General features: G+C 62.8%; 25 protein-coding genes and 2 tRNA genes. 14 read left to right on the forward strand and 13 right to left on the reverse strand.

The window, feature by feature from the left end; translation table 11 throughout:
• From PAQ31011_RS21465 to PAQ31011_RS21495, 7 genes are all read right to left on the reverse strand, one after another.
• A tRNA-Lys gene (locus tag PAQ31011_RS21465) sits at positions 1 to 76 on the reverse strand.
• Positions 77 to 134: 58 nt separating this feature from the next.
• Positions 135 to 210: transfer RNA gene (locus PAQ31011_RS21470), tRNA-Lys, on the reverse strand.
• A 72-nt stretch (positions 211 to 282) separates the two neighbouring features.
• On the reverse strand, positions 283 to 468 hold the full coding sequence (locus tag PAQ31011_RS21475; protein ID WP_150577749.1) for a hypothetical protein: 186 nt from the start codon (positions 466 to 468) through the stop codon (positions 283 to 285).
• A 216-nt stretch (positions 469 to 684) separates the two neighbouring features.
• Positions 685 to 924: a hypothetical protein gene (locus tag PAQ31011_RS21480; RefSeq protein ID WP_039398969.1), complete on the reverse strand. Its 240-nt coding sequence runs from the start codon at positions 922 to 924 to the stop codon at positions 685 to 687.
• Between the two features lie 463 nt (positions 925 to 1,387).
• The gene (locus PAQ31011_RS21485) at positions 1,388 to 1,732 is read right to left on the reverse strand and encodes a DUF4148 domain-containing protein (protein ID WP_174990228.1); all 345 of its coding nucleotides are present in this window, start codon (positions 1,730 to 1,732) and stop codon (positions 1,388 to 1,390) included.
• A 286-nt stretch (positions 1,733 to 2,018) separates the two neighbouring features.
• A complete protein-coding gene (locus tag PAQ31011_RS21490; protein WP_039398964.1) occupies positions 2,019 to 2,636 on the reverse strand; it encodes a LysE family translocator in 618 nt (205 codons plus the stop codon).
• 106 nt (positions 2,637 to 2,742) lie between these two features.
• The gene (locus tag PAQ31011_RS21495) at positions 2,743 to 3,210 is read right to left on the reverse strand and encodes a rhodanese-like domain-containing protein (RefSeq protein WP_150577750.1); all 468 of its coding nucleotides are present in this window, start codon (positions 3,208 to 3,210) and stop codon (positions 2,743 to 2,745) included.
• 471 nt (positions 3,211 to 3,681) lie between these two features.
• Between PAQ31011_RS21495 and glnA the strand changes: the two genes are divergently transcribed.
• The 6 genes from glnA to PAQ31011_RS21525 all read left to right on the forward strand — a co-directional run bounded on the left by glnA (position 3,682) and on the right by PAQ31011_RS21525 (position 13,219).
• Positions 3,682 to 5,097 carry a type I glutamate--ammonia ligase gene (glnA, locus tag PAQ31011_RS21500; RefSeq protein ID WP_150577751.1) on the forward strand — a complete coding sequence of 472 codons (1,416 nt, stop codon included), beginning with the start codon at positions 3,682 to 3,684 and terminating at the stop codon, positions 5,095 to 5,097.
• Between the two features lie 329 nt (positions 5,098 to 5,426).
• Positions 5,427 to 6,515, forward strand: a complete 1,089-nt coding sequence (glnL, locus tag PAQ31011_RS21505) for a nitrogen regulation protein NR(II) (protein WP_150577918.1) — start codon at positions 5,427 to 5,429, stop codon at positions 6,513 to 6,515.
• 62 nt (positions 6,516 to 6,577) lie between these two features.
• Positions 6,578 to 8,155: a nitrogen regulation protein NR(I) gene (gene ntrC, locus PAQ31011_RS21510; RefSeq protein WP_150577752.1), complete on the forward strand. Its 1,578-nt coding sequence runs from the start codon at positions 6,578 to 6,580 to the stop codon at positions 8,153 to 8,155.
• Positions 8,156 to 8,210: 55 nt separating this feature from the next.
• Entirely contained in the window at positions 8,211 to 9,101 is an 891-nt protein-coding gene (gene rfbD / locus PAQ31011_RS21515; protein WP_150577753.1) for a dTDP-4-dehydrorhamnose reductase, read from the forward strand.
• A gap of 128 nt (positions 9,102 to 9,229) precedes the next feature.
• Positions 9,230 to 12,076, forward strand: a complete 2,847-nt coding sequence (locus PAQ31011_RS21520; RefSeq protein ID WP_174990229.1) for a pentapeptide repeat-containing protein — start codon at positions 9,230 to 9,232, stop codon at positions 12,074 to 12,076.
• 159 nt (positions 12,077 to 12,235) lie between these two features.
• Positions 12,236 to 13,219 carry a flagellar brake protein gene (locus tag PAQ31011_RS21525; protein ID WP_150577755.1) on the forward strand — a complete coding sequence of 328 codons (984 nt, stop codon included), beginning with the start codon at positions 12,236 to 12,238 and terminating at the stop codon, positions 13,217 to 13,219.
• Between the two features lie 167 nt (positions 13,220 to 13,386).
• Here PAQ31011_RS21525 and xth read toward each other — a convergent pair whose 3' ends face one another.
• Together xth and PAQ31011_RS21535 are read right to left on the reverse strand one after the other, a co-directional pair.
• Positions 13,387 to 14,166 (reverse strand): exodeoxyribonuclease III, encoded by a 780-nt coding sequence (gene xth / locus PAQ31011_RS21530; protein WP_150577756.1) that lies wholly within the window; start codon positions 14,164 to 14,166, stop codon positions 13,387 to 13,389.
• 35 nt (positions 14,167 to 14,201) lie between these two features.
• The gene (locus PAQ31011_RS21535) at positions 14,202 to 14,915 is read right to left on the reverse strand and encodes a riboflavin synthase subunit alpha (RefSeq protein WP_150577757.1); all 714 of its coding nucleotides are present in this window, start codon (positions 14,913 to 14,915) and stop codon (positions 14,202 to 14,204) included.
• A 124-nt stretch (positions 14,916 to 15,039) separates the two neighbouring features.
• On the opposite strand from PAQ31011_RS21535, the gene PAQ31011_RS21540 reads away from it, so the two are divergent.
• Together PAQ31011_RS21540 and PAQ31011_RS21545 are read left to right on the forward strand one after the other, a co-directional pair.
• Positions 15,040 to 15,294, forward strand: coding sequence for a hypothetical protein (locus tag PAQ31011_RS21540; protein ID WP_150577758.1), 255 nt, complete (start codon positions 15,040 to 15,042; stop codon positions 15,292 to 15,294).
• A gap of 39 nt (positions 15,295 to 15,333) precedes the next feature.
• A complete protein-coding gene (locus PAQ31011_RS21545; protein ID WP_150577759.1) occupies positions 15,334 to 15,567 on the forward strand; it encodes a hypothetical protein in 234 nt (77 codons plus the stop codon).
• Positions 15,568 to 15,635: 68 nt separating this feature from the next.
• On the opposite strand, the gene PAQ31011_RS21550 is transcribed toward PAQ31011_RS21545, so the two are convergent.
• The gene (locus PAQ31011_RS21550; protein WP_150577760.1) at positions 15,636 to 16,718 is read right to left on the reverse strand and encodes a calcium:cation antiporter; all 1,083 of its coding nucleotides are present in this window, start codon (positions 16,716 to 16,718) and stop codon (positions 15,636 to 15,638) included.
• 378 nt (positions 16,719 to 17,096) lie between these two features.
• On the opposite strand from PAQ31011_RS21550, the gene PAQ31011_RS21555 reads away from it, so the two are divergent.
• The 6 genes from PAQ31011_RS21555 (at position 17,097) to PAQ31011_RS21580 (ending at position 22,189) form a co-directional block, all read left to right on the forward strand.
• Positions 17,097 to 17,852 (forward strand): FadR/GntR family transcriptional regulator, encoded by a 756-nt coding sequence (locus PAQ31011_RS21555; RefSeq protein WP_150577761.1) that lies wholly within the window; start codon positions 17,097 to 17,099, stop codon positions 17,850 to 17,852.
• A 61-nt stretch (positions 17,853 to 17,913) separates the two neighbouring features.
• Positions 17,914 to 18,669, forward strand: coding sequence for an SDR family oxidoreductase (locus PAQ31011_RS21560; RefSeq protein WP_150577762.1), 756 nt, complete (start codon positions 17,914 to 17,916; stop codon positions 18,667 to 18,669).
• A gap of 19 nt (positions 18,670 to 18,688) precedes the next feature.
• The gene (locus tag PAQ31011_RS21565) at positions 18,689 to 19,549 is read left to right on the forward strand and encodes a fumarylacetoacetate hydrolase family protein (protein ID WP_150577763.1); all 861 of its coding nucleotides are present in this window, start codon (positions 18,689 to 18,691) and stop codon (positions 19,547 to 19,549) included.
• Between the two features lie 163 nt (positions 19,550 to 19,712).
• Positions 19,713 to 20,474 (forward strand): SDR family NAD(P)-dependent oxidoreductase, encoded by a 762-nt coding sequence (locus tag PAQ31011_RS21570; RefSeq protein WP_150577764.1) that lies wholly within the window; start codon positions 19,713 to 19,715, stop codon positions 20,472 to 20,474.
• 180 nt (positions 20,475 to 20,654) lie between these two features.
• A complete protein-coding gene (locus tag PAQ31011_RS21575; protein ID WP_150577765.1) occupies positions 20,655 to 21,317 on the forward strand; it encodes a DNA-3-methyladenine glycosylase I in 663 nt (220 codons plus the stop codon).
• Complete coding sequence (locus tag PAQ31011_RS21580; RefSeq protein ID WP_150577766.1) at positions 21,317 to 22,189, forward strand: 23S rRNA (adenine(2030)-N(6))-methyltransferase RlmJ; 873 nt, start codon at positions 21,317 to 21,319, stop codon at positions 22,187 to 22,189. The genes PAQ31011_RS21575 and PAQ31011_RS21580 overlap by 1 nt, the downstream gene beginning before the upstream one ends.
• 153 nt (positions 22,190 to 22,342) lie before the next feature.
• Here PAQ31011_RS21580 and PAQ31011_RS21585 read toward each other — a convergent pair whose 3' ends face one another.
• The 3 genes from PAQ31011_RS21585 to PAQ31011_RS21595 all read right to left on the reverse strand — a co-directional run bounded on the left by PAQ31011_RS21585 (position 22,343) and on the right by PAQ31011_RS21595 (position 25,229).
• Positions 22,343 to 23,014: a pseudouridine synthase gene (locus PAQ31011_RS21585; protein WP_150577767.1), complete on the reverse strand. Its 672-nt coding sequence runs from the start codon at positions 23,012 to 23,014 to the stop codon at positions 22,343 to 22,345.
• A 171-nt stretch (positions 23,015 to 23,185) separates the two neighbouring features.
• Positions 23,186 to 24,052, reverse strand: a complete 867-nt coding sequence (locus tag PAQ31011_RS21590; RefSeq protein ID WP_425495128.1) for an ABC transporter permease — start codon at positions 24,050 to 24,052, stop codon at positions 23,186 to 23,188.
• Positions 24,045 to 25,229 carry an ABC transporter substrate-binding protein gene (locus tag PAQ31011_RS21595; RefSeq protein WP_150577768.1) on the reverse strand — a complete coding sequence of 395 codons (1,185 nt, stop codon included), beginning with the start codon at positions 25,227 to 25,229 and terminating at the stop codon, positions 24,045 to 24,047. The genes PAQ31011_RS21590 and PAQ31011_RS21595 overlap by 8 nt, the downstream gene beginning before the upstream one ends.
• Positions 25,230 to 25,256: the final 27 nt, after the last annotated feature.

Genomic DNA, 25,256 nt, shown 5'->3' on the forward strand with positions numbered 1-25,256 from the left:
TGGTGGGGCGTGAGTGACTCGAACACTCGACCTACGGATTAAGAGTCCGCTGCTCTACCAACTGAGCTAACGCCCCGGTGCTACCGGGAATAAAAAAGGCTGCACGGCATCGCAGCCTTTCTTAAAAATTCGTTTGGTGGGGCGTGAGTGACTCGAACACTCGACCTACGGATTAAGAGTCCGCTGCTCTACCAACTGAGCTAACGCCCCAACGAGACCGAGATAATATCGGCTCTTCCGCATGGGGTCAACCCTTAATGATGAAAATCCGCAAAAAAGGTCTCAGGCGAGAAGCGGAACCATCTCGAACGCCAGCACCGCGAGCACTGCGCCCACGACCACGAGCAGCGATCGCCAGCACATTCGAACGGTCCCTTTGCACGGCATTGCGCCGACAACGATCGCACCGAATACCGCGATCGCAAACATAGAGACCAGCTGGGCGTTGGAAAGGTGGGGCGCGATCATGTTGGATCTCCCTGTCGTCACCAGGCGATGCACGAGGTAAGTCGCGTTTCAAGTATAGAAAACGGCTTTCCTCAAGCAAAGCGGCGCGACAACCGGGGTTTCCCCAGTGGCCGCGCCGTGCTTTCCGGACAGGTCTGCGATCCGTCCGAGGCAGCGGCAAGCGTTTCTCATGCCGGTGCTTCGAACGTCATGCATGCCCCTCAGGGGACGTCGTCGTTATTCCGGAAGATCCAGGATCAGGATGATCGTCCAGGCGTCTTCGCCTTCGTGGTGGTACTGACGCTCCACCACAACGAATGGTTGCTTCTTGTCGCCCTTGCCGAGGAACATCACGTCACCTTCCTGCGGCAGGCATTCGAGCGGCGGCAACCCGAGCGGGGTGTCCTTGGGAACGAGTCGTTCGGCCTTCTTCGCTGCGCGCTCGGTCCACTCGATATCTAGTTGGATGTCACTCACCGGATGATCCTGTCTATGCAAATTGAAACGGCTGCATGGTAGCACGCAGCCTGCGCAGTCCACCGCCGTCTACCTGCGCCGCAATGAAAAAAGCCCGCACTCCAGGGCGGGAGCGCGGGCGAAAGTCCCATGCGATTACGGGGAACGCATGGCGACAGGAGATGCGCCCATGGGAAGCCGTGCGTGACTGCCGGGCCAGAGGGGAAGCACTGGACCGACGCACCACGGTTAGCCCGGTAAGACGTCGTTGGGCGGGGGCGCGCGCCTGTCGGCGGGACTAAGAGGTCTTAAAGCAGATCATGAGGCAGGTCATGAAGCAGGTAATGAGGCAGGTAATGAGGCGACGCAACAAAGCGAAGCATTAAAACAAGGTGACGCAACGCAGGCTGAAGATGCCGTTCGGCCTGCGTGCGTCAGTCACGCTGCCCGAGGTAGGCAGCATGACGAGGGCCGGTTCGGTGGCTTACGGATTCGAGTACTTCATCTCGCCGTTTTGGCGCGCACGCACGAGTTCGTCGTAGACCTGTGCACGCGTCTTGCCCGGCACGTTGGCGTTGTTCATCGTGTTGAACGCCGGGTAGTCGTAGTCGTTCTGCGGAATCAGGCCCTTGGCGCGTGCGTCGATCAGTTCCTCGCGCACTTGTGCGCGGGTGAGTTGGGACGTTTGCGGCACCCAGCCGAACGGTGAGCCGTCCGGGTAAGCGTCGCTCGACAGATGCGACTGAGCGAAAACGGAACCTGCTGCGGTGGCCAGCGCGGCCGAGATCACTGCGGATGCAATGCGCTTGCGATTGATGATGCGATCCATGACGTTAATTCCTGTTCTTCTGTGTTGCGGGGGCGCGCAATGCATCGGTACCGAGAGACTGTTGGTAGGACGCGGTATGCGTTGTGCGCGACCGGTGAAGCCAGTCTATGCCTCCGGCTATCACGGAAAAACGGCAATTAAGCGAATGAATCATTACGCGAACAGCAACAATGCGACGTGCGTTCTCACTCGATGAGACGCGCTCTGCGGCGCGGCATCAATGAAAAACGCCACCCGAAGGTGGCGTTCGTCGTGCAGTGACGCGGCGGAGATGCTGCGCAGGCGTTCAGCGCGTGGCGATGGCAACGGCCGCACCGGCCATCACGGTGCCTGTCGCGCGATTCAGTCGCTTCACGGCACGTGCCGAGCTGAGCAGTCGCCGTGCGCGGGACGCCAGCGCAATATAGCTGCCGAACACAATGGCGAGGACCGTCAGCGTGACGCCAACGACTTCGATGTAACCGAGCGCCGTCACGCGTTGAAGATCGAGCAGGTTGGGCAGCAGTGCGAAATAGAAGACGACGACCTTCGGGTTGCCCATCGTGACCGACAGGCCGCCCAGAAACAGACGCCAGGACTTCTCGCGCGGTGCGGCGGCCAGTGGCTCCGTCGGCGCAATGGCCGGGGCGTGCCACATCTTCCAGGCGAGATAGAGCAGATAGGCTGCGCCGGCGTACTTGATCGCGAGGAACACGCCGGAGAACGTATGCGCGAGTGCCGCCACACCCAGCACGGCGAGCGTGAGCCAGACGACATCGCCAATGGCGACGCCTGCGGTGAAAGCGATCGCGCCTTGCGTGCCGCGTCCGAGCACGCGCGCAACGATGGCCGCGATGCCCGGACCGGGCGTGCCCGCGCCCACGAACAGGGCGAGCGCGAAAGTCAGCAAGTGAGTCCAGTCCATCGTTGCGTCTCCTCGCGTTGATGTCGTTGCGCGTGATCCAAGAGTTGTCTACGCGATGCTGACCTGGCCATCAGTCACTATGTTGGTGGTGACCGATGTCCCGATGTTATGCGCCGAGCCAGGGCAGGCCGCGGAAGCACCAGCCGCTCACATTCTTGCGATGACCGTTGCCGTCCTTGTCGCCTTCGAAGCCTTCGAGGATGTCGAACGATTGCGTGAAGCCGGCTTCATAAGCGACCTTCGCGGCAGCCTTCGAGCGGGCGGCGCTGCGGCACAGGAACAGCAGCGGCGTTGTCTTGTCCGTCGTCTGCGACGTCAGTTGTTCGAGGAAGTGTTCGTTAGGCACGCCACCCGGATAACGCACCCATTCGACGTTGGCGTACTGCCCGTCCGGCACCTGGGGACGTCCGACCCAATCGAGTTCCGCACGCGTGCGCACGTCGATCAGGCGAACGTTGGCGTCGGCGTTGAGCAATGCCAGCGCTTCTTCCGGCGTGACTGCGCCTGCGTAGGCGAGCTGACCCGTGGCGCGACGCTGCGTCGCTTGGTCGAGAATGGCTTTTGCGCTTGTCATATTGCTGTGATCTCGTTAGTCGATGGTTGTCCTTCATTCTAGCGTGCACGACACGCAAAGATGCGCTTTAAGTGACATCGCGCGGCATTGGGAGTCGTCTGGATATTTTGCGGACCGAATCCGACGCGCCCGACGACGGTGCAACATGGTGCACAACTTCGGGTCAGTGCGGCGGCCTGTTGGCACTCAAAAGGTGCATAATTGGAAAATGCACCAATTTAGTGATGTTTTGGTGCGGAGTGCACCGAAATGGAGAATTGAAGCCCATGAGCGGGAATTCGGCACCGGACGCACCAGTGTCGAATATTTCCTTAGAAATCAGTGGGCGAGGGTGAGGTACGACAGTGAAGCGATGCGCTGGCACGCTTCCTGCTTATCACTGGCGAATCCGAACACGGAGTTCGTTAAGAGGGTGCGGCGACGCGGGCGATGAGCGCCAGCAGCGCCAGATTGAATCTTTCGGGAGATAGCATGAGCAAATCTGTGGCAGATGTGATGAACCTGGTTAAGGAAGAAGACGTCAAGTTCGTCGACTTCCGCTTTACGGACACGCGCGGCAAAGAGCAGCACGTCTCGGTGCCCGTGTCGCACTTCGACGCTGACAAGTTCGAGAGCGGTCACGCTTTCGATGGTTCGTCGATCGCTGGCTGGAAGGGCATCGAAGCCTCGGACATGCTGCTGGTGCCGGACGCCAACACCGCTTACATCGACCCGTTCTACGAAGAAAACACGCTGGTCCTGACCTGCGACGTGATCGAACCGGCCGACGGCAAGGGCTACGACCGCGATCCGCGCTCCATCGCCAAGCGCGCTGAAGCCTACCTGAAGAGCACGGGCCTGGGCGACACCGCCTTCTTCGGTCCGGAGCCGGAATTCTTCATTTTCGACTCGGTCCAGTGGAACACGGATATGTCGGGCACCTTCGTGAAGATCAATTCCGAAGAAGCCCCGTGGTCCTCGTCGAAGGACTTCGACGGCGGCAACACCGGCCACCGTCCGGGCACGAAGGGCGGTTACTTCCCGGTCGCACCGGTCGACACGTTCCAGGACATGCGCTCGGAAATGTGCCTGTTGCTCGAACAACTCGGCGTGCCGGTTGAAGTGCACCACCACGAAGTGGCTGGCCAGGGCCAGAACGAAATCGGCACGAAGTTCTCGACGCTGGTCGAGCGCGCCGACTGGACGCAGATCCTGAAGTACGTCGTGCACAACGTGGCGCACAGCTACGGCAAGACGGCCACGTTCATGCCGAAGCCGATCGTTGGCGATAACGGTTCGGGCATGCACATCCACCAGTCGGTCTGGAAGGACGGTCAGAACCTGTTCGCAGGCAACGGCTACGGCGGTCTGTCGGAATTCGCGCTGTACTACATCGGCGGCATCATTAAGCACGCCCGTGCCCTGAACGCGATCACGAACCCGTCGACGAACTCGTACAAGCGTCTCGTGCCGCACTTCGAAGCCCCGGTGAAGCTGGCCTACTCGGCCCGTAACCGTTCGGCATCGATCCGTATTCCGTACGTTGCCAACCCGAAGGGCCGCCGCATCGAAGCGCGCTTCCCGGACCCGATGGCTAACCCGTACCTGTCGTTTGCCGCCATGCTGATGGCCGGTCTGGATGGCGTGCAGAACAAGATCCACCCGGGCGAAGCTGCCGACAAGAACCTGTACGACCTGCCGCCGGAAGAGGACGCAAAGATCCCGACCGTGTGCTCGAGCCTCGAACAGGCGCTGGAATACCTGAACGAAGACCGCGAGTTCCTGACCCGTGGCGGTGTGTTCACCGACGGCATGCTCGATTCGTACATCGCGCTGAAGACGGACGAAGCTCGCCGTGTGGCCATGACCACGCACCCGCTCGAGTTCGAACTGTACTACTCGCTGTAATCGAGTCGCTGCGCAGGAATGCGCCGGCATGACGGAACGCCTGCGGCCGACCGTCATGCTCGACAAGCACGGGGGGATGGCCGCGGCCGTCCCCCTTTTTTATCCGCAGCGCGCGTGCCATGCATCGTCGATGTGCATTGTGCTAGCGGCCTGCCACGAACCTAACGCCTAGATCCTTGATGAAAAGTGTCCGCGCTGGTGAGAAAGGGCAGACGAAGCGGGCTTCGCATTCCGCCAATGCCGGCGATGTTGCCGCTGATGTTGCCGCCAATGCTGCTGCCGATCTGACGGCTGATGCCGCATCCGCACCCGTGACTGCGGTGCATGCCATGGTCGACCCGTGGGAAGCCAAGCTTGCCGGGACCGGCATTCTGCCCGGGCTGGAAGCGTTGCCGACCGTGCTGCTGGTGCTGGAAAAGCACTCGTTGCGCGTGGTCTTTGCGAACCCGGCCGCCGAAGCGTTGCTGGCCTTGTCGCGTCGCTCGCTCTCGCAAATGACCTGGAACGACGTGTTCACGAACGGCGAGGTGCTGTCGTCGACGATGACGGAACTCATCGCGAATCACTTCCAGACGACACGCCTCGATCTGGTGCTTGAGCGCACCGCGCAGGAGCCGTTGCACACGCACGCGATTGTGGCCGCGCCCGAGGCTGCGCCCGATTTCGTGATCGTCGAGCTGATCGAGAATGAGCAGAAGCTCAAGAACGAACGCGAAGAGCGGATCATCGATCAGGCGTTGATGAACAAGCAGCTTATCCGCAACCTGGCGCACGAAATCAAGAACCCGCTCGGCGGCATTCGCGGTGCGGCGCAGTTGCTGGAGTTCGAGCTGGATCAGCGCGAGTTGCGCGAATACACGCAGGTGATCATCAAGGAGTCCGACAGGCTTCAGACGCTGGTCGATCGCTTGCTGGAGCCGCATCGCCATCCGTATATCGCCACGGACGTGAACATCCACGAAGTGTGCGAGCGCGTGCGTTCGGTGGTGCTCGCCGAATTCCCGCAAGGACTCTCGATCGAGCGGGACTACGACGTCAGCCTGCCCGATTTCCGGGGCGACAAAGAGCAACTTATTCAGGCGCTACTCAATATCGTGCGCAACGGTGCCGAAGCGCTGCGCGAGCAGATCGCGCGTGGCGACGCACGCATCGTATTGCGCACACGAGTGGCGCGAAAGATCACGATTGCCAAGCGATTGCACAAGCTGGCATTGGAATTGCATGTGATCGACAACGGGCCAGGCATACCTGCCGACATTCGCGATCGCATCTTCTATCCGCTCGTCTCCGGGCGAGAGGGGGGAAGCGGTCTGGGACTCACACTGGCGCAATCGTTCATACAGCGCCACGACGGTCTGATCGAATGCGAAAGCCGGCCCGGACGGACGGATTTCCGAATCCTGCTGCCCCTGGGCTGATGCGGCCCTCACGCCGTCGGCCGTAACACCTGCGGCCGGGCATAGACGTTACACGGTGAACAATGAAGCCGATCTGGATAGTAGACGACGACCAATCGATCCGATGGGTGCTGGAGAAGGCACTCTCGCGAGCCAATCTGCCGGTGCGCAGCTTTACCGGCCCGCGCGAAGCCAGCGCCGCGCTCGAACACGATTCGCCGCAAGTGCTGGTGTCGGACATCCGCATGGCGGGTGGCTCCGGCCTCGAACTGCTGCAAATGGCCAAGCAACGGCATCCCGGTCTGCCCGTCATCATCATGACGGCGTTCTCGGATCTGGATAGTGCCGTCGCCGCGTTTCAGGGCGGCGCGTTCGAGTATCTGGCCAAGCCGTTCGACGTGGATCGCGCGGTCGAGCTGATTCTGCGCGCTGTCGAAGAAAGCCTGCGCGAAGCGACGGACGACGAGCGCATTACCGAAGAGCCCGAGATTCTCGGACAGGCGAGTGCGATGCAGGACGTGTTCCGCGCCATCGGCCGTCTGTCGCATTCGAGCGCGACGGTGCTCATCACCGGTGAATCGGGCTCGGGCAAGGAGCTGGTCGCACGCGCATTGCATCGACATTCGCCGCGCGCATCGGGGCCGTTCATTGCACTCAACACGGCGGCCATTCCGAAAGATCTGCTCGAATCCGAGCTGTTCGGCCACGAGCGCGGGGCGTTCACCGGGGCGCAGGCAACGCGTCGCGGACGCTTTGAGCAAGCGGAGAGCGGCACGCTGTTTCTCGACGAAATCGGCGATATGCCGCTGGATTTGCAGACGCGTTTGTTGCGCGTGCTCTCCGACGGCAACTACTACCGAGTCGGCGGTCACAGCCCGATCAAGGCGAACGTGCGTGTGATCGCGGCCACGCACCAGAATCTGGAAGATCGCGTGCGTCAGGGGCTGTTCCGCGAGGACTTGTATCACCGTCTGAACGTGATCCGGTTGCGCTTGCCGTCTTTGCGCGAGCGTAACGAAGACATTCCGCTGCTGGTGCGTCACTTCTTGCAGAAGAGTGCGCGCGAACTGGGTGTCGAAACCAAGCGCATCAGCGAGGCGGCGCTCACGCATCTGACGCGCTTCCCGTTCCCGGGCAACGTGCGTCAGTTGGAAAATCTCAGCAACTGGCTGACGGTGATGGCGCCGGCGCAGACGGTCGAGATCAAAGATTTGCCGCCGGAATTTCAGACGACGACCGCGCCTGCTGCGGTGGTGGCCGGTATGCCGGCGTACGCGAACGGTGCATCGCATGGCGCAGCCGCAACGCCGGGTGGCGCTGACCCGGCACAGGGAGCCGCGGGCTACGGCAGCGTAGGTGCGGTGCCGTCGGTGCCGGTGGGTGGCATGGGCGGCGGTGTGGGCGAGGCGGCGGGCGCACCGGGAATGAACGGCATGCCGGGCGTGGAAAGCTGGGAGCCGATCCTGCGTCGTGAGGTCGCACGATTGTTGCGCTCGGCGTCGCCGGACGTGATGGACCAACTCACGCGTCGCTTCGAGACTGCGCTGATCAACGAAGCGCTGGACTTCACGCGCGGGCGCAAGGTCGAAGCCGCAAGCCGTCTGGGGATCGGGCGCAACACGATCACGCGAAAGATCCAGGAGCTTGGGCTAGAAACCTGAAGCGAAACCGAGTAGGCTCCCTTGTTTCCTCACATTGCGACAAGGGAGCCGTATCATGGCAAGACGCATCCTGTTGACGGGCGCTACCGGACAGGTGGGCTGGGAATTGGCACGTTGCCTGCAAGGCATGGGAGACGTGCACGCCCCCGGACGCAGTGAAATGGATCTGCTCGACACCGACAGCGTGGTGCGGACCGTGCGCGATTTCGCGCCCGACCTGATCATCAATCCGGCCGCTTACACGGCCGTCGACCGTGCCGAGACGGAAGAAGCGGCGGCCTATCAGGTGAACGCCGTGGTGCCCGGCATCATGGCGGAAGAGGCGAAGCGTTTGGGCGCACTCGTCGTTCACTACTCCACCGACTACGTATTCGACGGCACATCATCCACGCCGTATCGCGAAGACGAACCGACCAATCCACAAAACGCTTACGGCCGCACCAAGCTTGCCGGTGAGGCCGCCATTGCCGCAAGCGGTGCAAACCACCTGGTGTTGCGCACGAGCTGGGTTTACGGCGCACGTGGCGCGAACTTTCTGCTGACGGTTCAGCGTCTGGCCCGCGAGCGCGACGAACTGCGTATCGTCGCCGATCAGCACGGCGCGCCGACCTGGTGCCGCACGATCGCGGAACTCACGTCGCAAGTGCTGGTGCAGGGGCTTGGCAACGAGGGCGCGGGTGGCATCGACGCCGACTTCTGGCGCGAGCGCGGCGGTCTCTATCACCTGACGGCCGCTGGTCAGACGACGTGGCACGGTTTCACGGAAGCGATTCTCGATCTGACGGCACCGGAAAAGCGCCCGAACGTTGTGCCGATTCCGACATCCGCTTATCCGTTGCCGGCCAAACGTCCTGCCTTCTCCGTGCTCGACAACGACAAGCTCGCGCGCAACTTCGGCGTTCGTGCGCCCGACTGGCGCGACGCCCTCGAACTCTGTCTCGCCTGAGGCACGACCGTCCCCCTCGGGGTTGCGCGACTAAATCGGAATTTCCTTAGCGCGCAGCCCCAGCTTCTTTCGGCAACATGGTGGCTTTTTGCGCATGCGCCCAGGCGTGTGCCGAGGAGCGACGCATCATGTGGTCCCAGTCCGCTGTCACTCGTGGCGAACACACGCCGGCAGGCGCTTCGGCCTCGCCGCCCTCGGAACGCGTCGAGGGCGGTGCAAACGGTCACGGTGACTTACCGTCCTTTTCCCAGAACTCCCCTGACGAAGCCCCCCCGGAGGCGTTGCGCTACGCGATTCTTCGGGCCGACGCCAGTGAGCGCCGTGCTATCGCGCGGTTGGTCGCGTGGGTGGCGCATGCGCTTGCGCAGGACGCCAGACTGAGAGATCGGATGGGCAGTATCGAGCGGCTGTGCGTGACGGCAGACGCTACACGAGGTGATTTACCCTTCGACAAGGCTGCGCTCACGCAGGTATGGAGCACACGCTATTCACATCTGCTGCACGATGCGCGCGCCGGTGATATCGCGCGCGATATGGTGGCCTGGTGCGCGGCATCCGGCGACAGTCATGCGCGTGCGCCGCAGTGGCATTGGTTGCCGCCGATGGATGTCATCCCGTTCGATCGCGCGGTGTCAGCCAATTTGCCGATACGCGAGTGGCCGGCGAGCGTTCTGAGTGTGGCGCTGACGCTGACAAATTTGCGGGGTGCCGTGCTGCCGGATCTATCGCTGTCGAACGGCGACCTGAGGGGTGTTCACGCGCCGGGCGCTCAGTTTGGCGGTGGACAATTCAATGGAACGGCATGGTCGGGCGCATCGCTACGTGGTGCGGGGTTCGCGTATTCCCATCAGGTCGATGCCGACTTCGAACGGACGGATTTGCGCGACGCGTGCTTTCGTGCGGCAGTCCTGAGCGGTACCCGATTTCTCTGCGCCGACCTTCGTGGCGCGAACTTTCTGCATGCCGTGATGAGCGGTGCCGATCTGGGCGCGACGCGTTGCCAGGGGGTGACGTTCGAGAGGACGCGTCTCGATGACGCGGCCTTTTATCGGGCGCGATTGCACAGGGCGTGCTTCACGAACGGCACCGCGCGCCGTATGGTGCTCGTCGGTGCCCGGGCGAGAGAGTCGCGATGGGCGTCGGTCACGATGAGCTACGGGCGCGCATGCGGAGCTGACTTGCGGGGTGCCGAATTCCGCCGGTGCGACCTCGTTGCCTGGGATGCACGCGGTGCGAAGCTCAACGGCGCGCTTTTCGAGTCGTGCGACATGCGCCGTGCGCGATTTTGCGGCACCAGTCTCAAGCGCGTGCGCGTCGGACCCGATTGCGATCTGAGTGCGACGCAATGGCAAAACGCCCGGCTTCGGCTGGACGGCGCATGGCTGCGCCGATTGACGCCGTCCGAACTCGATCCGGTAGTGAAATCCTGGATGACCTTCCCCGTGGACCAACCGGCGATGCGGGCGGACGTCTTTCTGCAACTGCTGAACGCCTTGTGCCATCGGTCTGCGCTTTCGGTGGCATCCAACGCGTGCGATGCAGCCGATGCACTCGACGATGCATCGCCATCTTTACATCGTCTGCCGGAGCACGTTCGGCGCAGCGACTGGCTTGGCCGTCTGCTAGCCGCGCCGGGCGAGAAGGGCGGTCTGGCCGATCATGGCCGCTTTGCCACGCTACGCGCGCAGTGGCTGGCACGCAAACTCGATGCATTGAAGGACATGCGTCTGACGCGCGACGAGGCGTCATGGGCCACCGGGGCGCTGCTGGGCACGTTACATCGCGGATGCGTGACAATGCCTCCCGAGGCCATCTGGCAGTACGCAGGCGCGATCTGTCAGACCCTTTACTGGGCCGAAGCGGGGATGGGTGATGTCAGCGACGCGGACACGAGCGCCTTGCGTGCGGCGTGGTTCGGCGTGATACCGGCGCAGGTTCACGTTGCGCTGTCGGCGGACGGCATCAACGCGCTCGATCCGGCCTACCTCGTGTGGATTGGGGCAGACGGCGAAGTCGCTGCGCGTTTGCCGAAGTCACTGATCGAGAGCGTGTTGGGGTCTGCGAGCGCGGGTCAGCCGAAGGAGGGGGATATCGGCTTCGCGTGCGAATCACTACCCGGCTGGCAATGGATGGGCACGCGGGTGGTGGCGCGCGATATGACAACACTAGAGGACTACGTGCCCGGGACGATGCGACAACTTCAAGGGCTGTTACGGGCATTCGGGTGTCTGGCAGGCCTTTGGCCGGTGGCGCGTCCTCTCGACGCATTTGTCCGGCTGACGGCTCGGTGGCTCGGCCAGGAGGGGGCGGTGCGCGCCGACGCTGCGTGCCACGGCGTGTGGCCTGCGCGCGCCATGGTCGATGAAGTGCCCGCTGCGATGCCGTCTGCTGAATTGCGTCCGGCTGAGCGTCTCGACGCGCTGGTTCGCGCCTCGTCGTCACCTTCACATGTGCGGTTGCAGTCGTCGGGCCACACCGATATTGCGGAAGTGTTTCACGAACATCCGGTATCGGCGTCCGACTCCGGTGTGACGTTGGGCATTTCTACGTCACGCCGCATTCGGCTCACGTCGCTCGCCGCAGGTCTGGCCTGGCTGGCGACGCAACCGGAGTGGTATGTCGCCATACCGACGGTCGACGCAGACAGATCGTCGGCGGACGGTACACGTCTCGTCTGCCGTCGATACGCGCTCGCGGTGCTCAACGAGACGATGACCGGAGATGCCGTATGGCGTCTGCTACCCGAGGCGATCGCATTGCGGGAGTGCCTGTCGAACGACGCAACGTCGTCCGGTCAACTGGCCGAACGACTGACGCAATGGCTGACTTGCCCTGAGATCGCCGGACTTCCCGGGCTGACGCAAGCCTGTGCTCAGACCCTTCCGTGGTACTGGGCCATTCGATTTCCGCTTCCCGCCCATGCGATCGGGCGCGCGAGCCGCACCGAGGCGCTGCCCGCCGTGACGCACCGCTAGCGTTGCAGGGGATTGAGGGGCGTTTTGCCTGATATTCCGCCATCAGCGCGAGCGCACTTTCGTGGTAAAAATACGTACGCGCCTTACGTTTCATTTCGTGACGCCGCGTCGCTTCCTTATTCCGAGACTTTTCGGGGTGTCACACCCCTTCCAGGCATCATGCACTCGACTTGTATTGCGTCAGGCTATCCGGGGTTCGTGGCGGTCAATCGTCGCGAGCTTGACGCTCACGTCCCACTCTCCTGGCCACTGTTCGACGCCGACGGTACACCGTTGCTGGCGGCGGGCGAGCGTCTGCCGTCCGAAGCCGATCTCGACTGGCTCTTCACGATGTTTGCGCCGCACCGGCCGCTGCCCGAGGGCGCGACAACGGGGGAGGCCGCCGGTCGGACGGAGGCGGCGAATTCGGCGTCACCGCTCGATGCTGGCGCATCGACGGTCTATTTGCACGGTTTACCCGTTCCGCTGCCAATCGGCGCGTGGATTCAGGTGCGGGTGGCACCGGACGCCGAGATGACACGCGTGCGGGCTCGCCTGATCGGCCGGGCACCCAACGGCATGCTGATCATCACGCCCCCCATGGCGGGAGACGCGCGCATGCCGATGGTGGCGGGGGATCGGCTGGCGCTCTGGACGTTCCCGGGCGACAACCTGTACGAGTTCACGTGCGACGTGCATAGCGTGCACCATGGCCCGTTCGATTACGTGGTGCTGTCGCGTCCGTCACAGGTGAGGGAGACGCCGGTGCGTCGTACGCCGCGTGTCGACACACGACTGGTGGCACGGCTGTCGCCTATCGACGAGACGTCGCGTGCGTCGCTGACGCGCATGCTGGCCGACCCGCAGGACACGCCCGAGTGGCTCGTGCTGGTGCGCGACATCAGTGCCGATGGTGCTGGCATCGTGGCGAAGGCACCGTTGCCGGAGGGATGTCTTCACGTCGCGGTGCAGTTCCGGGTGCCGATCGGGGCGGATATCGTGCCGATCGTCGGGCGTGGGGCGGTGCGCAGCGTTGAAGGGCCACGGGCCGACGGCACGTGGGCTTACGGTCTCGAATTCATGCAGATGGATACGCGCAACAAGGCCGCGATTCGTTGTTTCGTCTACGAGTCGCGTCTCACCGATCCACGCGCCAGCCAGTAGGTGAGCACATCGCGAACCGTGGCGCGGCAAGCATGCGCCGGCGCATCCGTCGCGTCCGTCGCGTCCGTCGCATGATCAAGGCGTTAAAGAAAACGGCACCCGAGGGTGCCGTTTTTCATTGCTGCCGATGCTGCCGGGCCGTTGCCCGGTAACGGGCAAGCGCCGCGTCAGTCCTTGAACGTGGCGACGACCGGCGTGTGGTCCGACGGTTGTTCCCAGGTGCGCGGCACGCGATCGATTTCGCAGCCGGTGCAGCGCTCGGCCAGTGCAGCGGAGGCGAGGACGTGATCGATGCGCAGGCCGGCGTTGCGTCGGAACGCGCCCATGCGGTAATCCCACCAGCTGAACGTCTTTTCCGGTTGATCGAACATGCGGAATGTGTCGCGCAAACCGAGCCCTTGCAGGCGCGCGAACGCCTGACGCTCCTGAGGCGATACCAGATTGCTGCCTTCCCATTTCGCCGGATCGTGCACGTCGCGGTCTTCCGGCGCGATGTTGTAATCGCCGAGCAGCGCGAGCTGCGGGTGACGCTGCAATTCGTCCGACAGCCAGTGGGTGAGAGCGTCGAGCCAGTTGAGCTTATAGACGAACTTGTCCGAGTCGAGCGACTGGCCGTTCGGGAAGTAGCCGCAGACGACCCGCACGCCGCCGATGGTCGCGGTGATCAGACGCTGCTGCTCATCCGGAAAATTCGGCAGGTTCTTGACGAGGTCGGTCGCTTCCCCGACCTTGGCGTGATTGACCAGCAGCGCAACGCCGTTATACGTCTTCTGCCCGGTGAAGTGCGACGTGTAGCCGAGTGCGGCAATTTCCGTAATCGGAAAGTTCTCGTCGGTGAGCTTCAGTTCCTGAAGACAGAGGACGTCGACGGGGTTACTGCGCAGCCAGTCCTGCACATGTCCGAGACGAACCTTGAGCGAGTTGACGTTCCAGGTGGCGAGTTGCATGAAAGTCCTTTGGGGGTGAACGCGAGGCTCAGGTGTTATGCCTTGTCGGTGGGCAGCTTCGGCACGCCGACGAAGTCGTCGAGCGAGAGGCCCTTTTCCTTGAGCAGGGCTTCGAGTACCGGTTGCAGACGACCGAGGCTTTCTTGCACCGCTTCGCGGACCGTGTCGACGACCACCTGCGTGCTGCGTTCGATTTCGATATTCACGCGCGAACCGGCACCCTTGTCCTCGAACGTCGTCATGCGGCGCGTTTCCGGAATCAGCCACACCTCGAACCAGCCTTCCTGACGGTTCACTTCCGAGACCGTCAGGCTCGCGCCGTTGATCGCGATGTAGCCCTTGGCGAAGACATACTTGCGGAACGCTTCGGGAATCGCGATGCGCAGCACGCGATTCGTGTCGGAGGTGCGCACGCTGAGGATTTCAGTCGAGAAGTCGATGTGGCCCGAGAGCGGATGGCCGCCGATTTCCGCGCCATCCTTGGCCGCGCGCTCCACATTGACCTGCGCGCCGGTGCCGAAGCTGCCGAGCGTCGTCACGTTCAGGCTTTGGAGAATGACGTCGAACGACGCGGCGGTGGGCGAGAGCAGTTGCGTGACCGTCAGGCAGCAGCCGTCGACGGAGACGCTGGCACCGAGGGTCAGGTCTTCGCAGAAGCCTTCGGGAAACGCCAGCTCGAGCGTGCGCATGCCGTCGCGATCTTCGATGGACGACAGCGTGGCCGTGCCTTGAACAATTCCGGTGAACATCGTGATGTCGGTATAAAGAGTCGTGGGTTGCTATGCCGCAGTATTCTACTGCGTAGCGACGGTATGCCGCTCGTCATGCGTCGTGCTACGATGCCGCCTTTTCACGGGATCTCGACAGATCGCTATGGGTTTCGAAGGCTGCCTGCTGGCGGAAGACTTTTATTATTGGGCGGAAACGTCGCCCGCGCCGCAAGGGCAGTTCTACGGGGTGGTGCACTTTACCGGATGGCGAGACGTGGACGACGTCATCGAATCGCTCGATCCGCCGCTCACCCACACCACGCCCGACGCCTACCGCTGGGCAAGCGACGCGCTGGAAGCCGCGCACGCGCTGGCCAAGACGCTGGCGGCCGCAGGCGACCTGGGCATCGATCCATGACGTAACCGACAAAAACGCGGACAACACCCGGACAACACCATGACACAGACTAAATTTGAGATTCAGAAGCGTCGCGGCCTGAAGATCGACGCCGGTGTGCGTCGCGGCCCGCCGACGGGCAAGGGCGTGGGCGCACAGGGCAAGCGCGGTGGCGGTGGCAGCAAGCTGCTGGGTGCGCTGCTGGGTGCGCCGGCGGACGCTACTGAATCGACGGACGCCAACGACGTCAAGGATGACGGCGCTGCGACGAACGAGAAGGCGTCCAAGGCTTGAGTCACTGAGGTACTGAAGCGCTGGCCGGCTAACGCGCCAACGCTTCAGGACACGACTGCATCAATGCATCAAGGCACGATCGCCAGGAACAGGAACGCCGCGAACAGCACCAGGTGGACGGCACCTTGCAACACGGTCGTGCGTCCGGTGCCGAGCGTGAGCACGCTCACCAACAGCGTGACGGCGAGCAGCACCGTCTCTTTCGGCGCGAGTCCCAGTTCGATCTGCTGATCGAGCAACAGCGACACGGCCGCCACCGTCGGAATCGTGAGGCCAATACTGGCCAGCGCCGAGCCGAGCGCCAGATTCAGACTCGTCTGAAGCTTGTTGGCACGGGCGGCGCGCAGCGCGGCCAGACCTTCGGGCAGCAGCACCAGCGCAGCAATCACAATCCCCACCACCGCCTTCGGTGCCCCTGCGGTCGCCACCGCCTGCTCCACGGCCGGCGAGAGCTTTTTCGCCAGTCCCACCACGGCCACCAGCGCCACGACCAGCAACCCGAGACTCAACACTGCCGTGCGGCGCGAGGGCGGCGGCACGTGGACTTCCTCGCTCGGCGCTTTCGCCAGGAAGTAATCGCGATGGCTCACCGTCTGCACGAACACGAACACCATATACAGCACCAGCGAGATCACGCCTTCGAACGCGAGTTGCGACGCCGTGAGCCCCGGTCCGATCACGGAATTCGTGTAGTTCGGCAGTACCAGCGTGAGCACCGACAGTGCGCACAGCACGGCGAGCGCAGCGCTCGCGCCTTCCACGTGAAAGCCCTGCGTGTGGTGACGAACCCCGCCGAACAGCAGGCATAAGCCGACGATCCCCGTCGACACGATCATGATGGCTGCAAACACCGTATCGCGCGCCAGCCCGGCTTTGTCGGGTCCGCCGGAGAGCATGACCGAGACGATCAGCGCCACCTCGATGATGGTCACGGCCACGGCAAGGACCAGCGTACCGAACGGTTCGCCGACCTTGTGAGCGACGGTCTCGGCGTGGTGCACGGCCGAGAACACGGCCCCGGCGAGTGCGGCTGCACATAACGTGAGGGCTGCGGCGTTCGGCAAAAACGCGGCAACACCGAGGGCAATGAGGGCCACGATTGGCATGTACATCGTCCAGTGGCCCAGCTTGGCGGTCTTTGAGGAGGACATCGTCGGAGACTCCAGAATTTCGGGGAACGGGTGCAGCCAGGGCTACGGCAGATCAAGCGACGGCGGGAACATTGCCCCGATGAGAACCTCGGGGCGACAGATCATGGTCGCAGAAAAGTGACACCCAGACAACAAGAAGGCGTTGACTTGCGACGCAGTGCAATTTCGCGATGCAAATTGACGGAGATCCGCATGAATAAACGATCTTGCGCGATCGTGTGTTTGACTCCGAGTCTGAAATTATCGATAAATTCCGATGACTTGGTCAAAAATCGAAAGCCTGCTACGTCGCGGATGAGGTAAGCGAAATTTTGCGTTGACACTCGATGGGTGACAGGTGCAACATCCCGTTCATTGGTCTTACCACTGAACGACACCATGTCATTCGATCCCATCGTGCAGGTTTCCGTCTCGGAGCAGGTTGCGCAGCGCTTGCTCACGATGATTCGCACCGGGCTGCTCAAGCCCGGTCAGCAACTGCCGCCCGAGCGCGACCTCGCCAGCATGCTCGGCGTCGGACGCCCGGCCGTGCGAGAGGCGATTCGCGGCCTCGCGCTGCTTGGGTTGCTGCGCATCCGGCAAGGCGAGGGGACGTTCGTCGGTTCGCTCGAAATGCGGGAGTTGCTCGAACCGCTGGAGATGGTCATCGAGCTGAACGCGGGCACACTCGAATCCCTGTTCGACGCGCGTTTGGTCATCGAGCCCGGCGTGGCTGCGCTGGCGGCCGCGCACATCAGCGACGAGGACATCGCACGTCTGCATGCCCTCGTCGACGATGAGCAGGCGCTGCTAGGCAATCCCGAAACGTTTTCGGCGGCCGATATGGCCTTCCACGAGACGATCATCGATGCGTGCGAAAACCCGTTCCTGCAAAGCATTGCGAACAGTCTCTATCTGCTGGGCAAGAAGAGCCGCCGTGTGACGTCGCAAGTCGACGGCGTGCTCGAACGCAGCTTGCAGGATCATCGTCACATTCTCGAAGCGCTCGAGACGCGAGACCCGGAGCGCGCGGCGCAAGCCATGCGCCAGCATCTGTGCCGGGTACGCGACGCCTATGCTGCGTCCGCCGCATCCGCCGTCATTGCGCTGAACGAAGGCGACGCTGCGGCCGCGCAAGCCGTTACGAATACCTAAGCCGGTCCATCCGGCGTTCCGACGCATCCCCAACGATCTACAGGCTCAGGAGGAGACACTCATGACTGGCCGGCTGGCGGGCAAAACCGCCGTCATTACTGCTGCGGCACAAGGCATCGGACGCGCCTGCGTCGAGGCTTATCTGCGCGAAGGCGCGCGCGTGATCGCCACCGATCTGAATGCCGACGCGCTCGCGCAGCTGGACGATCACCCGAATCTGACGCGGCGTGCACTCGACGTGACCGACGGCGCGGCCGTGACCACGCTCGCGAGCGAACTCGGCGCGATCGACGTGCTGTTCAACTGTGCCGGTTTCGTGCATCACGGCTCGATTCTCGAGTGCGACGAAGCCGCGTGGGACTTCTCGTTCGACCTGAACGTGAAGAGCATGTACCGCACCACGCGAGCGTTCCTGCCCGCGATGCTGGCCGCAGGCGGCGGGGCGATCATCAATATGTCGTCGGCGGCGTCGAGTGTGAAGGGCGTCGCGAATCGTTGCGTCTACGGCACGAGCAAGGCAGCGGTGATCGGACTGACGAAGTCCGTCGCGGCCGACTTCGTCGCGCGCGGCATCCGCTGCAATGCGATCTGCCCGGGCACGGTCGAGTCTCCGTCGCTGCGTCAGCGTATCGCCACGCAGGCAGATGCTGCGGGCACGAGTCTGACGGCGGTGCGTGAGCAGTTCGTGGCGCGTCAGCCGATGGGGCGTGTGGGCACGCCCGAAGAAATTGCGGCACTTGCCGTCTATCTGGGTTCGGACGAATCCTCGTTCACTACCGGCGCCATCCACCTGATCGACGGCGGCTGGTCCAACTGATTTCGCAAGGAGATTTGCTTTGAAACTGCTGCGTTACGGCCCGAAGGGCCAGGAAAAGCCGGGCCTGCTCGATACGGATGGCCAAGTGCGTGATCTCTCCGGCGTGATGGCCGACATTACGCCGCAGACGCTCAGCCCGCAGGGGCTGGCGGCGCTGCGCGCACTCGATATGAAGGCTTTGCCGGTGGTGGCGTCGCCGGGTCGGCTCGGTGTGCCGTTCTCGGGGCTGGGCAAGTTTCTCGCCGTGGGCCTGAACTACAGCGATCACGCGGCGGAGTCGGGGTTGGCCGTGCCGTCGGAGCCGGTGCTCTTCACCAAGTGGGACAACTGCCTGACGGGACCGAACGACCCGGTGGTACTGCCCAAGGACTCGGTCAAGGGTGATTGGGAAGTCGAACTGGGCTTCGTGATCGGCACGACGGCGCGTTACGTGCCGCTAGAGCGGGCGCTCGATTACGTCGCCGGGTATTGCGTGGTCAACGATGTCTCCGAGCGCGAGTATCAGATCGAGCGCGGCGGCACGTGGGACAAGGGCAAGGGCTTCGACACGTTCGGTCCGGTCGGCCCGTGGCTCGTGACGACCGACGAAATCCGCGATCCGCAGCAACTCGGCCTGTGGCTCGACCTCAACGGTGTTCGCCGTCAGACGGGCAATACGTCGACCATGATTTTCAGCGTGGCCTATCTGGTGCATTACCTCAGCCAGTTCACCACGCTCAAACCGGGCGATCTGGTGACGACGGGCACGCCGCCGGGCGTGGGCCTCGGTCAGAAGCCGCCGGTCTTTCTGAAGCCGGGCGACGTCATGCGACTGGGCATCGACGGTCTGGGCGAGCAGACGCAGAAAGTGCACGCGTACGACGCGGGACTGCTCGACTGAGCGCGTGCCCGAATCTTTTCACATCCATCCTGTACGTTGATGGGCACGGGCGGCGGTGCGATCTGCCGCCCCATGACATTGCGAAAGACGTCAGGCGCTTATGTCGCGCTGCCTCGCAATCTCATGCCAAGCCCATCGAGCACATTCTTCGGAGCGATTCATCATGCAAGATTTGAGAGGCAAGTTCGTACTGATCACGGGCGCGAGCACCGGCATCGGTGCGGCTGCGGCAACGGCATTTGCCGCGCAGGGCGCGAACGTGGCAGTGCATTACAACCGCTCGGCCGACAAGGCGGAAGCGGTGGCAGAAGCGGTCCGTGCGCATGGTGTGAAGGCCATGACGGTTGCGGCCGACGTGCAGGACACCGGCGCAATCGATGCCGCCGTGGCACACGTGCTCGACGGCTTTGGCCGTATCGACGTGCTGATCAACAACGCGGGCAGTCTCGTCAAGCGCACCCCGTTCACTGAAGTGACGGATGCCTATTTCGATGACGTCCTCAACGTCAATGCACGCTCGGTTGTCGCGTTCTCGCGCGCTGTCGTGCCTGCGATGCGCAAGCAGGGCGGTGGCGCGATCGTCAACGTGACGTCGATTGCGGCGCGTCACGGCGGCGGCCCCGGTGCGCTGATCTATGCAGCGGCGAAAGGCTTCGTGAGCACGCTCACGCGGGGCATGGCTAAAGAGTTGATGCCTGACCGTATTCGTGTGAATGCCGTCTCGCCGGGCGTGATCATGACGCCGTTCCACGAACAATTCAGCACGCAGGCGCAGATCGACGCTTTCCGTCAGAGCATTCCGATGGGACGCCTTGGCGAGCCCGACGAGTGCTCGGGAGCGTTCCTCTACCTCGCTTCGGAGACGCTGGCGAGCTATGTGACCGGGCAGATCATCGAAGTCAACGGCGGACAACTGATGCTGTAACGCCCGGGCAGTGCAGATGCCGGAAGCTCGGAATATTCCGCATCGGCATTGCCCGGCGACCCAATTTCCTGCGGGTTACGCGCTTGCGGGTTCGCTTCTTCGGTAATTGCTGGCACACTTGCCCCATTCGTCCGCAAGCCCCGGTTGCATCGGGGCGCGAGCACAACTATCGAGGGGCAAATGGAACGCTGTCCGTGGAGTGAAGGCTTCGAACAATATCGTCAGTATCACGATCAGGAGTGGGGCGTGCCGTTGCGCGACTCCCGCGAGTTGTTCGAATTGCTGATGCTCGAAGGGGCGCAGGCCGGATTGTCGTGGTCCACGATTCTCAAGAAGCGCGATACCTACCGTAAGGCCTTCGACAATTTCGACCCGGCGCGCATTGCGAAGTACGGACCGGAGGACGAAGCGCGGCTGATGGCCGATCCCGGCATCGTGCGCAATCGCCTGAAGGTCAATGGCGTCATCAAAGGGGCCAAAGCGTATCTGGCGATGGAGGCATCGGGGACGCGCTTCAGCGACTTCGTCTGGCAGTTCGTGGGCGGTGAGACGGTGCAGAATCGCTGGACATCCCTGAGCGAAGTCCCGGCAACGTCTGCCGTGTCGGACGCCATGAGTCGTGCGTTGAAGAAGGCGGGATTCACGTTCGTGGGCTCCACCATCTGCTATTCGTTCATGCAGGCCGCCGGAATGGTGAACGACCATCTGGTCGCGTGCCCGCGCCATAAAGCGGTGAAGACGCTTGCGGCCAACGAGGCCAAAAACAGCGGCGCATCGGCCCGGAAACGCCGGGCAGGCGCGTCGTCGGCTACAATCGCGCCTGACGAATCAGGATCTGCCTAATGTTTAGCTACCGCCACGCCTTCCACGCCGGCAACCATGCCGACGTACTGAAACACTTCATCGCCGTTGAATGCATCGATTACATGCGCCAGAAAGACACGGCGTTCTGGTATATCGACACGCATGCCGGCGCGGGCGGCTATGCGCTCGACGGCAAGTGGGCCGACAAGACGGGCGAGTACGAGACGGGCATCGGCCGTCTTTGGACGCGTAACGATCTGCCGCCGGCGCTGGCGGACTACGTTGCGCTGGTCCGTGAGTTCAATCCGGACGGCAAGCTGAGCTACTACCCCGGCTCGCCGTATTTTGCGCTGCAACTGTTGGGCGACCGCGACCGTTTGCGTTTGTTCGAGGCGCATCCGACCGAACAGGAAGTGCTGCGCGAGAACTTCGAAGCGCAGGGGCGTGCGGTCGCACGTCGCACGATGATTTTCGGGGCCGACGGTTTTGCGGGCCTCAAGACGATTTTGCCGCCGGCACCGCGCCGGGGGTTCACGCTCATCGATCCGTCCTACGAGGACAAGCGCGATTACACGCGCACCACGCAGACAGTGCAGGAAGGTCTCGATCGCTTCCCGACCGGCATGTACGCCGTTTGGTATCCGCTCGTGCAGCGTCGCGAAGCGGCGCAATTGCCGGAGCGCATGAAGCGGCTGACGATCGACGAGAAGCCGATCAAGAACTGGCTGCACGTTGCGCTGACGGTCTGCAATCCGGTACCGGGTGGCATGGGCCTGCACGGCAGCGGCATGTTCATCGTGAACCCGCCGTACATGCTACAGGACACGCTCAAGACGACGATGCCGTATCTCGTCAAGGCGCTCGGTCAGGACAAGGGGGCGCAGTTCTTGCTGGAAGGTAAGCAGAGCTGAGGCGATCTACCAAATATCGGCTAACCCGTATCGGTGAGCCCATATTGGCGAACCCAAACGGAAACGCCCAACGCAGGCATGAATACCTGTGTTGGGCGTTTCGTTTTTGGTGCTTGAACGTGTCGGGTGATGGTTCGTATCCCCCGAATTCGATTACTTGGCGGACAGCGGAATTTCGTACGGCAACGACAGCAACTCGTCCGGCGCCAGATAGCGCCATTCGCCGAGTTCGAGATTGCCCATCGGCAAGCCGCCAATGGCTGTTCTCACCAGACCTTCCACCCGATTGCCTGCGGCGGCCACCATTCGCTTGACCTGATGGTATTTCCCCTGCGTGATCGTGAGTGCGATTTCGTGGGTGGACGGGCTCATGACATCCGTTGCCGCGAGCGGCTCGGTCTCGTCGCGCAACAGCACGCCTTCGCGCAGTGCCTGCAACATCTCTTGCGTCACGGGATGCTTGGTCGTCGCGACGTACCGCTTGGGCACGTGGCGGCGTGGTGACATCATGGCGTGCAGGAAGGGGCCGTCGTCAGAGAGCAGCAGCATGCCGGTGGTGTCCTGATCGAGACGGCCGGCCGGTTGCACGCCACGTACGGCGAGCGGGAGCGGCAACAGCGAATGCACGCCTTCATGATGCGTCGGGCTCGTGGAGCACTCAAAGCCTTCAGGTTTGTTGAGCAGAATGTAGACGTGCTCGCGGTAGTCCCAGGACTCGCCGTCCAGCGTGAACTGAAGGCCCTTCGGGTCCACCGACTCCCGGAAGTTATCGTGCACAATGCCGTCGATGGCGAAAGCACCGGATTGAATGAGCTTGCGGCACATCTTACGACTGCCGAAGCCCTGCGATTGCAGTAAACGATCTAGCTCGATGATGCGTCTCCGTCAGGCATCTGGATTCAGGCCGCTATTGTAACGGCCTGCCCACGCATATGCCCGATATGCCCGATATGCCCGGCCCGATACGCCCGATACGCCTCTTAAGCCCGCTCGTGCTTACTCGTCCTGCATCGCGCCGCTGAAACGCCGGTAGATAAAGCGTGCCGCCCAGTCGAGCCCGAAGCCAAGCACGCCGATTACCAGAATCACAGCGGTCAGTTCCGAGTATGCCAAGCGGTCGCGCGTATCGAGGATGAGATACCCCAGACCCGCATTCACGCCCAACATCTCCGCCGGCACCAGCACGATCCACAAGATGCCAATGGCCAGCCGCACGCCCGTGAGCACATGCGCTGCGATGCCCGGCACATAGACGTGCCAGAGCATTTCCCAGCGGGTCGCCGCCAGACTCTCGCCCAGTTGCACCCAGCGTCGATCGATATGCGTCACACCTGCGGCCGTGCTCATCACCAGCGGCCAAAGGGCAGCGAAGGCGAGCAGAAAATACACGGCAGGGTCGCCCACGCCGAGCGACATGACGGCAATCGGCATCCACGACAGCGGCGACACCATGCGCAGGAACTGCAACGATGGCGTAAGCGCCTTGTCCAGCCATCGGACGCGCCCGATCAGAAAGCCCAGTGGCACGCCCAACACCACAGCCCATGCTAGCCCAACCGCAATACGTCGCAAGCTGGCGAGGATGTGAAGGCCAAGCTGCTCGTCGCGGATCAGATCGGGCAGCGCGTTCAGTGCCGCTGCCGGCGAGAACTGCGAAGCGAGAGAGCCGGGTGTCGTGAATAACGCAATGCCCAGCCACCAGATCGCCACGATGCCCGCAAGCCCGGCGAGGCCGAGCCATGCATGGCGCGAAGGGCGAGCGCTCACCGCGCTTGAGTTCGATGCGGAGGCGTTTGCCGTGTCGGAGGCAGCATCCACCGAACCGACCGGTTGCGGCGCGCGGCTAGACGCGAGATCAGACAACGATCACCTCCTGGCGGGTAAAGCCGTCCGGCAGACCGAAGGCCTTCATGCCACCGGCGGCGGCAATGCTCTTCTTCACGAAGCGGTCGTCGACGAGATCGCGTGCGACAAACGACGGGTCGAGCTTTGCGAGGAACTGCGCATTCCCTTCGACCTGCGTCTTCTGCATGTGACGCACCAGCGCCTCCGTGTAGCTCGGATAGGGATAGGGCTGGAAGTCGATACGCTTTTCGTGCCAGTCGGCATGCACGATGGCCTTGTCGGCGAGATAGCGACCCTGTTCGGAGGCGTCCGGTGCCAGCACGCGCTGTAACACCTGGAACGGGTGCGGCGTGTAGCGGTTCTGTCCTTCCTTGGACAGCAGGCGGGCTGCATCTGCGGGGTGCTCGCGCGTCCAGGCCTGTGCCTTGACGATGGCATCGACGACCTTCTGCGACCATTCCGGACGCGATGTCAGATCTCGCTCGTGCATCGTCACGACACAGCACGCATGGTTCTTCCAGACGTCGCCGGTAAATCGCAGCACCTTGCCGACCTTGAGATTCTCGGCCGCCGCATTGAACGGTTCGGCCACGATATAGCCTGCAATCTGCTTCGCAGCGAGCGCCGGCGGCATGTCCGACGGTGCCATCACGATCAGATTGACTTCGTTGGCAGCCGGCGCGCCACTTTTCTTGAGTACTGGCGTCAGGCCGTTTGCGGCGAGCAGGCCTTGCAGCACCACGTTATGGATCGAATACCAGAACGGCACCGCAAAGGTCTTGCCGCCGAGGTCGCCAATCTTATTGATGTCGTTGGCCACCGTGATGGCGCTGCCGTTGACGTGATTCCATGCCACGACCTTGGCCTGTGCCTGACTGCCGTATCGTGCCCAGACGGTCATCGGCGAGAGCAGGTGAACGACGTTGACCTGTCCTGACAGAAACGCTTCGATCAGTTGTGCCCAGCTGCGCAACAACGTCGGCTTCTCCGCCTTGATGCCGGCTTGTTCGAAGTAGCCGTTGTTGTGCGCGACGAGCAGCGGCGTGGCGTCGGTAATCGGCAGATAGCCGATGCGCAACGGCGCGTCCGGCTCCGCAGCAGCACGTGCGGCTGCCGAGGCGAGCAGCGGAGCTGCCCCGGCGACGGTCATCATCGAAGCGAGTTTGAGCCATTCGCGGCGGGAAATTTGGCACATGGTCTGAGAATCCCCGAAGGTGGGTGC

It is taken from the genome of Pandoraea aquatica (genome assembly GCF_902459565.1).
Taxonomy (GTDB): domain Bacteria; phylum Pseudomonadota; class Gammaproteobacteria; order Burkholderiales; family Burkholderiaceae; genus Pandoraea; species Pandoraea aquatica.

What these genes read in the sequence shown, in the direction of transcription:
- PAQ31011_RS21475 (WP_150577749.1), bottom strand. Translation starts at nt 468, where the DNA reads ATGATCGCGCCCCACCTTTCCAACGCCCAGCTGGTCTCTATGTTTGCG.
- PAQ31011_RS21485 (WP_174990228.1), bottom strand. Translation starts at nt 1,732, where the DNA reads ATGGATCGCATCATCAATCGCAAGCGCATTGCATCCGCAGTGATCTCG.
- PAQ31011_RS21490 (WP_039398964.1), bottom strand. Translation starts at nt 2,636, where the DNA reads ATGGACTGGACTCACTTGCTGACTTTCGCGCTCGCCCTGTTCGTGGGC.
- PAQ31011_RS21495 (WP_150577750.1), bottom strand. Translation starts at nt 3,210, where the DNA reads ATGACAAGCGCAAAAGCCATTCTCGACCAAGCGACGCAGCGTCGCGCC.
- glnA (WP_150577751.1), top strand. Translation starts at nt 3,682, where the DNA reads ATGAGCAAATCTGTGGCAGATGTGATGAACCTGGTTAAGGAAGAAGAC.
- glnL (WP_150577918.1), top strand. Translation starts at nt 5,427, where the DNA reads ATGGTCGACCCGTGGGAAGCCAAGCTTGCCGGGACCGGCATTCTGCCC.
- ntrC (WP_150577752.1), top strand. Translation starts at nt 6,578, where the DNA reads ATGAAGCCGATCTGGATAGTAGACGACGACCAATCGATCCGATGGGTG.
- rfbD (WP_150577753.1), top strand. Translation starts at nt 8,211, where the DNA reads ATGGCAAGACGCATCCTGTTGACGGGCGCTACCGGACAGGTGGGCTGG.
- PAQ31011_RS21520 (WP_174990229.1), top strand. Translation starts at nt 9,230, where the DNA reads ATGTGGTCCCAGTCCGCTGTCACTCGTGGCGAACACACGCCGGCAGGC.
- PAQ31011_RS21525 (WP_150577755.1), top strand. Translation starts at nt 12,236, where the DNA reads ATGCACTCGACTTGTATTGCGTCAGGCTATCCGGGGTTCGTGGCGGTC.
- xth (WP_150577756.1), bottom strand. Translation starts at nt 14,166, where the DNA reads ATGCAACTCGCCACCTGGAACGTCAACTCGCTCAAGGTTCGTCTCGGA.
- PAQ31011_RS21535 (WP_150577757.1), bottom strand. Translation starts at nt 14,915, where the DNA reads ATGTTCACCGGAATTGTTCAAGGCACGGCCACGCTGTCGTCCATCGAA.
- PAQ31011_RS21540 (WP_150577758.1), top strand. Translation starts at nt 15,040, where the DNA reads ATGGGTTTCGAAGGCTGCCTGCTGGCGGAAGACTTTTATTATTGGGCG.
- PAQ31011_RS21545 (WP_150577759.1), top strand. Translation starts at nt 15,334, where the DNA reads ATGACACAGACTAAATTTGAGATTCAGAAGCGTCGCGGCCTGAAGATC.
- PAQ31011_RS21550 (WP_150577760.1), bottom strand. Translation starts at nt 16,718, where the DNA reads ATGTCCTCCTCAAAGACCGCCAAGCTGGGCCACTGGACGATGTACATG.
- PAQ31011_RS21555 (WP_150577761.1), top strand. Translation starts at nt 17,097, where the DNA reads ATGTCATTCGATCCCATCGTGCAGGTTTCCGTCTCGGAGCAGGTTGCG.
- PAQ31011_RS21560 (WP_150577762.1), top strand. Translation starts at nt 17,914, where the DNA reads ATGACTGGCCGGCTGGCGGGCAAAACCGCCGTCATTACTGCTGCGGCA.
- PAQ31011_RS21570 (WP_150577764.1), top strand. Translation starts at nt 19,713, where the DNA reads ATGCAAGATTTGAGAGGCAAGTTCGTACTGATCACGGGCGCGAGCACC.
- PAQ31011_RS21575 (WP_150577765.1), top strand. Translation starts at nt 20,655, where the DNA reads ATGGAACGCTGTCCGTGGAGTGAAGGCTTCGAACAATATCGTCAGTAT.
- PAQ31011_RS21580 (WP_150577766.1), top strand. Translation starts at nt 21,317, where the DNA reads ATGTTTAGCTACCGCCACGCCTTCCACGCCGGCAACCATGCCGACGTA.
- PAQ31011_RS21585 (WP_150577767.1), bottom strand. Translation starts at nt 23,014, where the DNA reads ATGTGCCGCAAGCTCATTCAATCCGGTGCTTTCGCCATCGACGGCATT.
- PAQ31011_RS21595 (WP_150577768.1), bottom strand. Translation starts at nt 25,229, where the DNA reads ATGTGCCAAATTTCCCGCCGCGAATGGCTCAAACTCGCTTCGATGATG.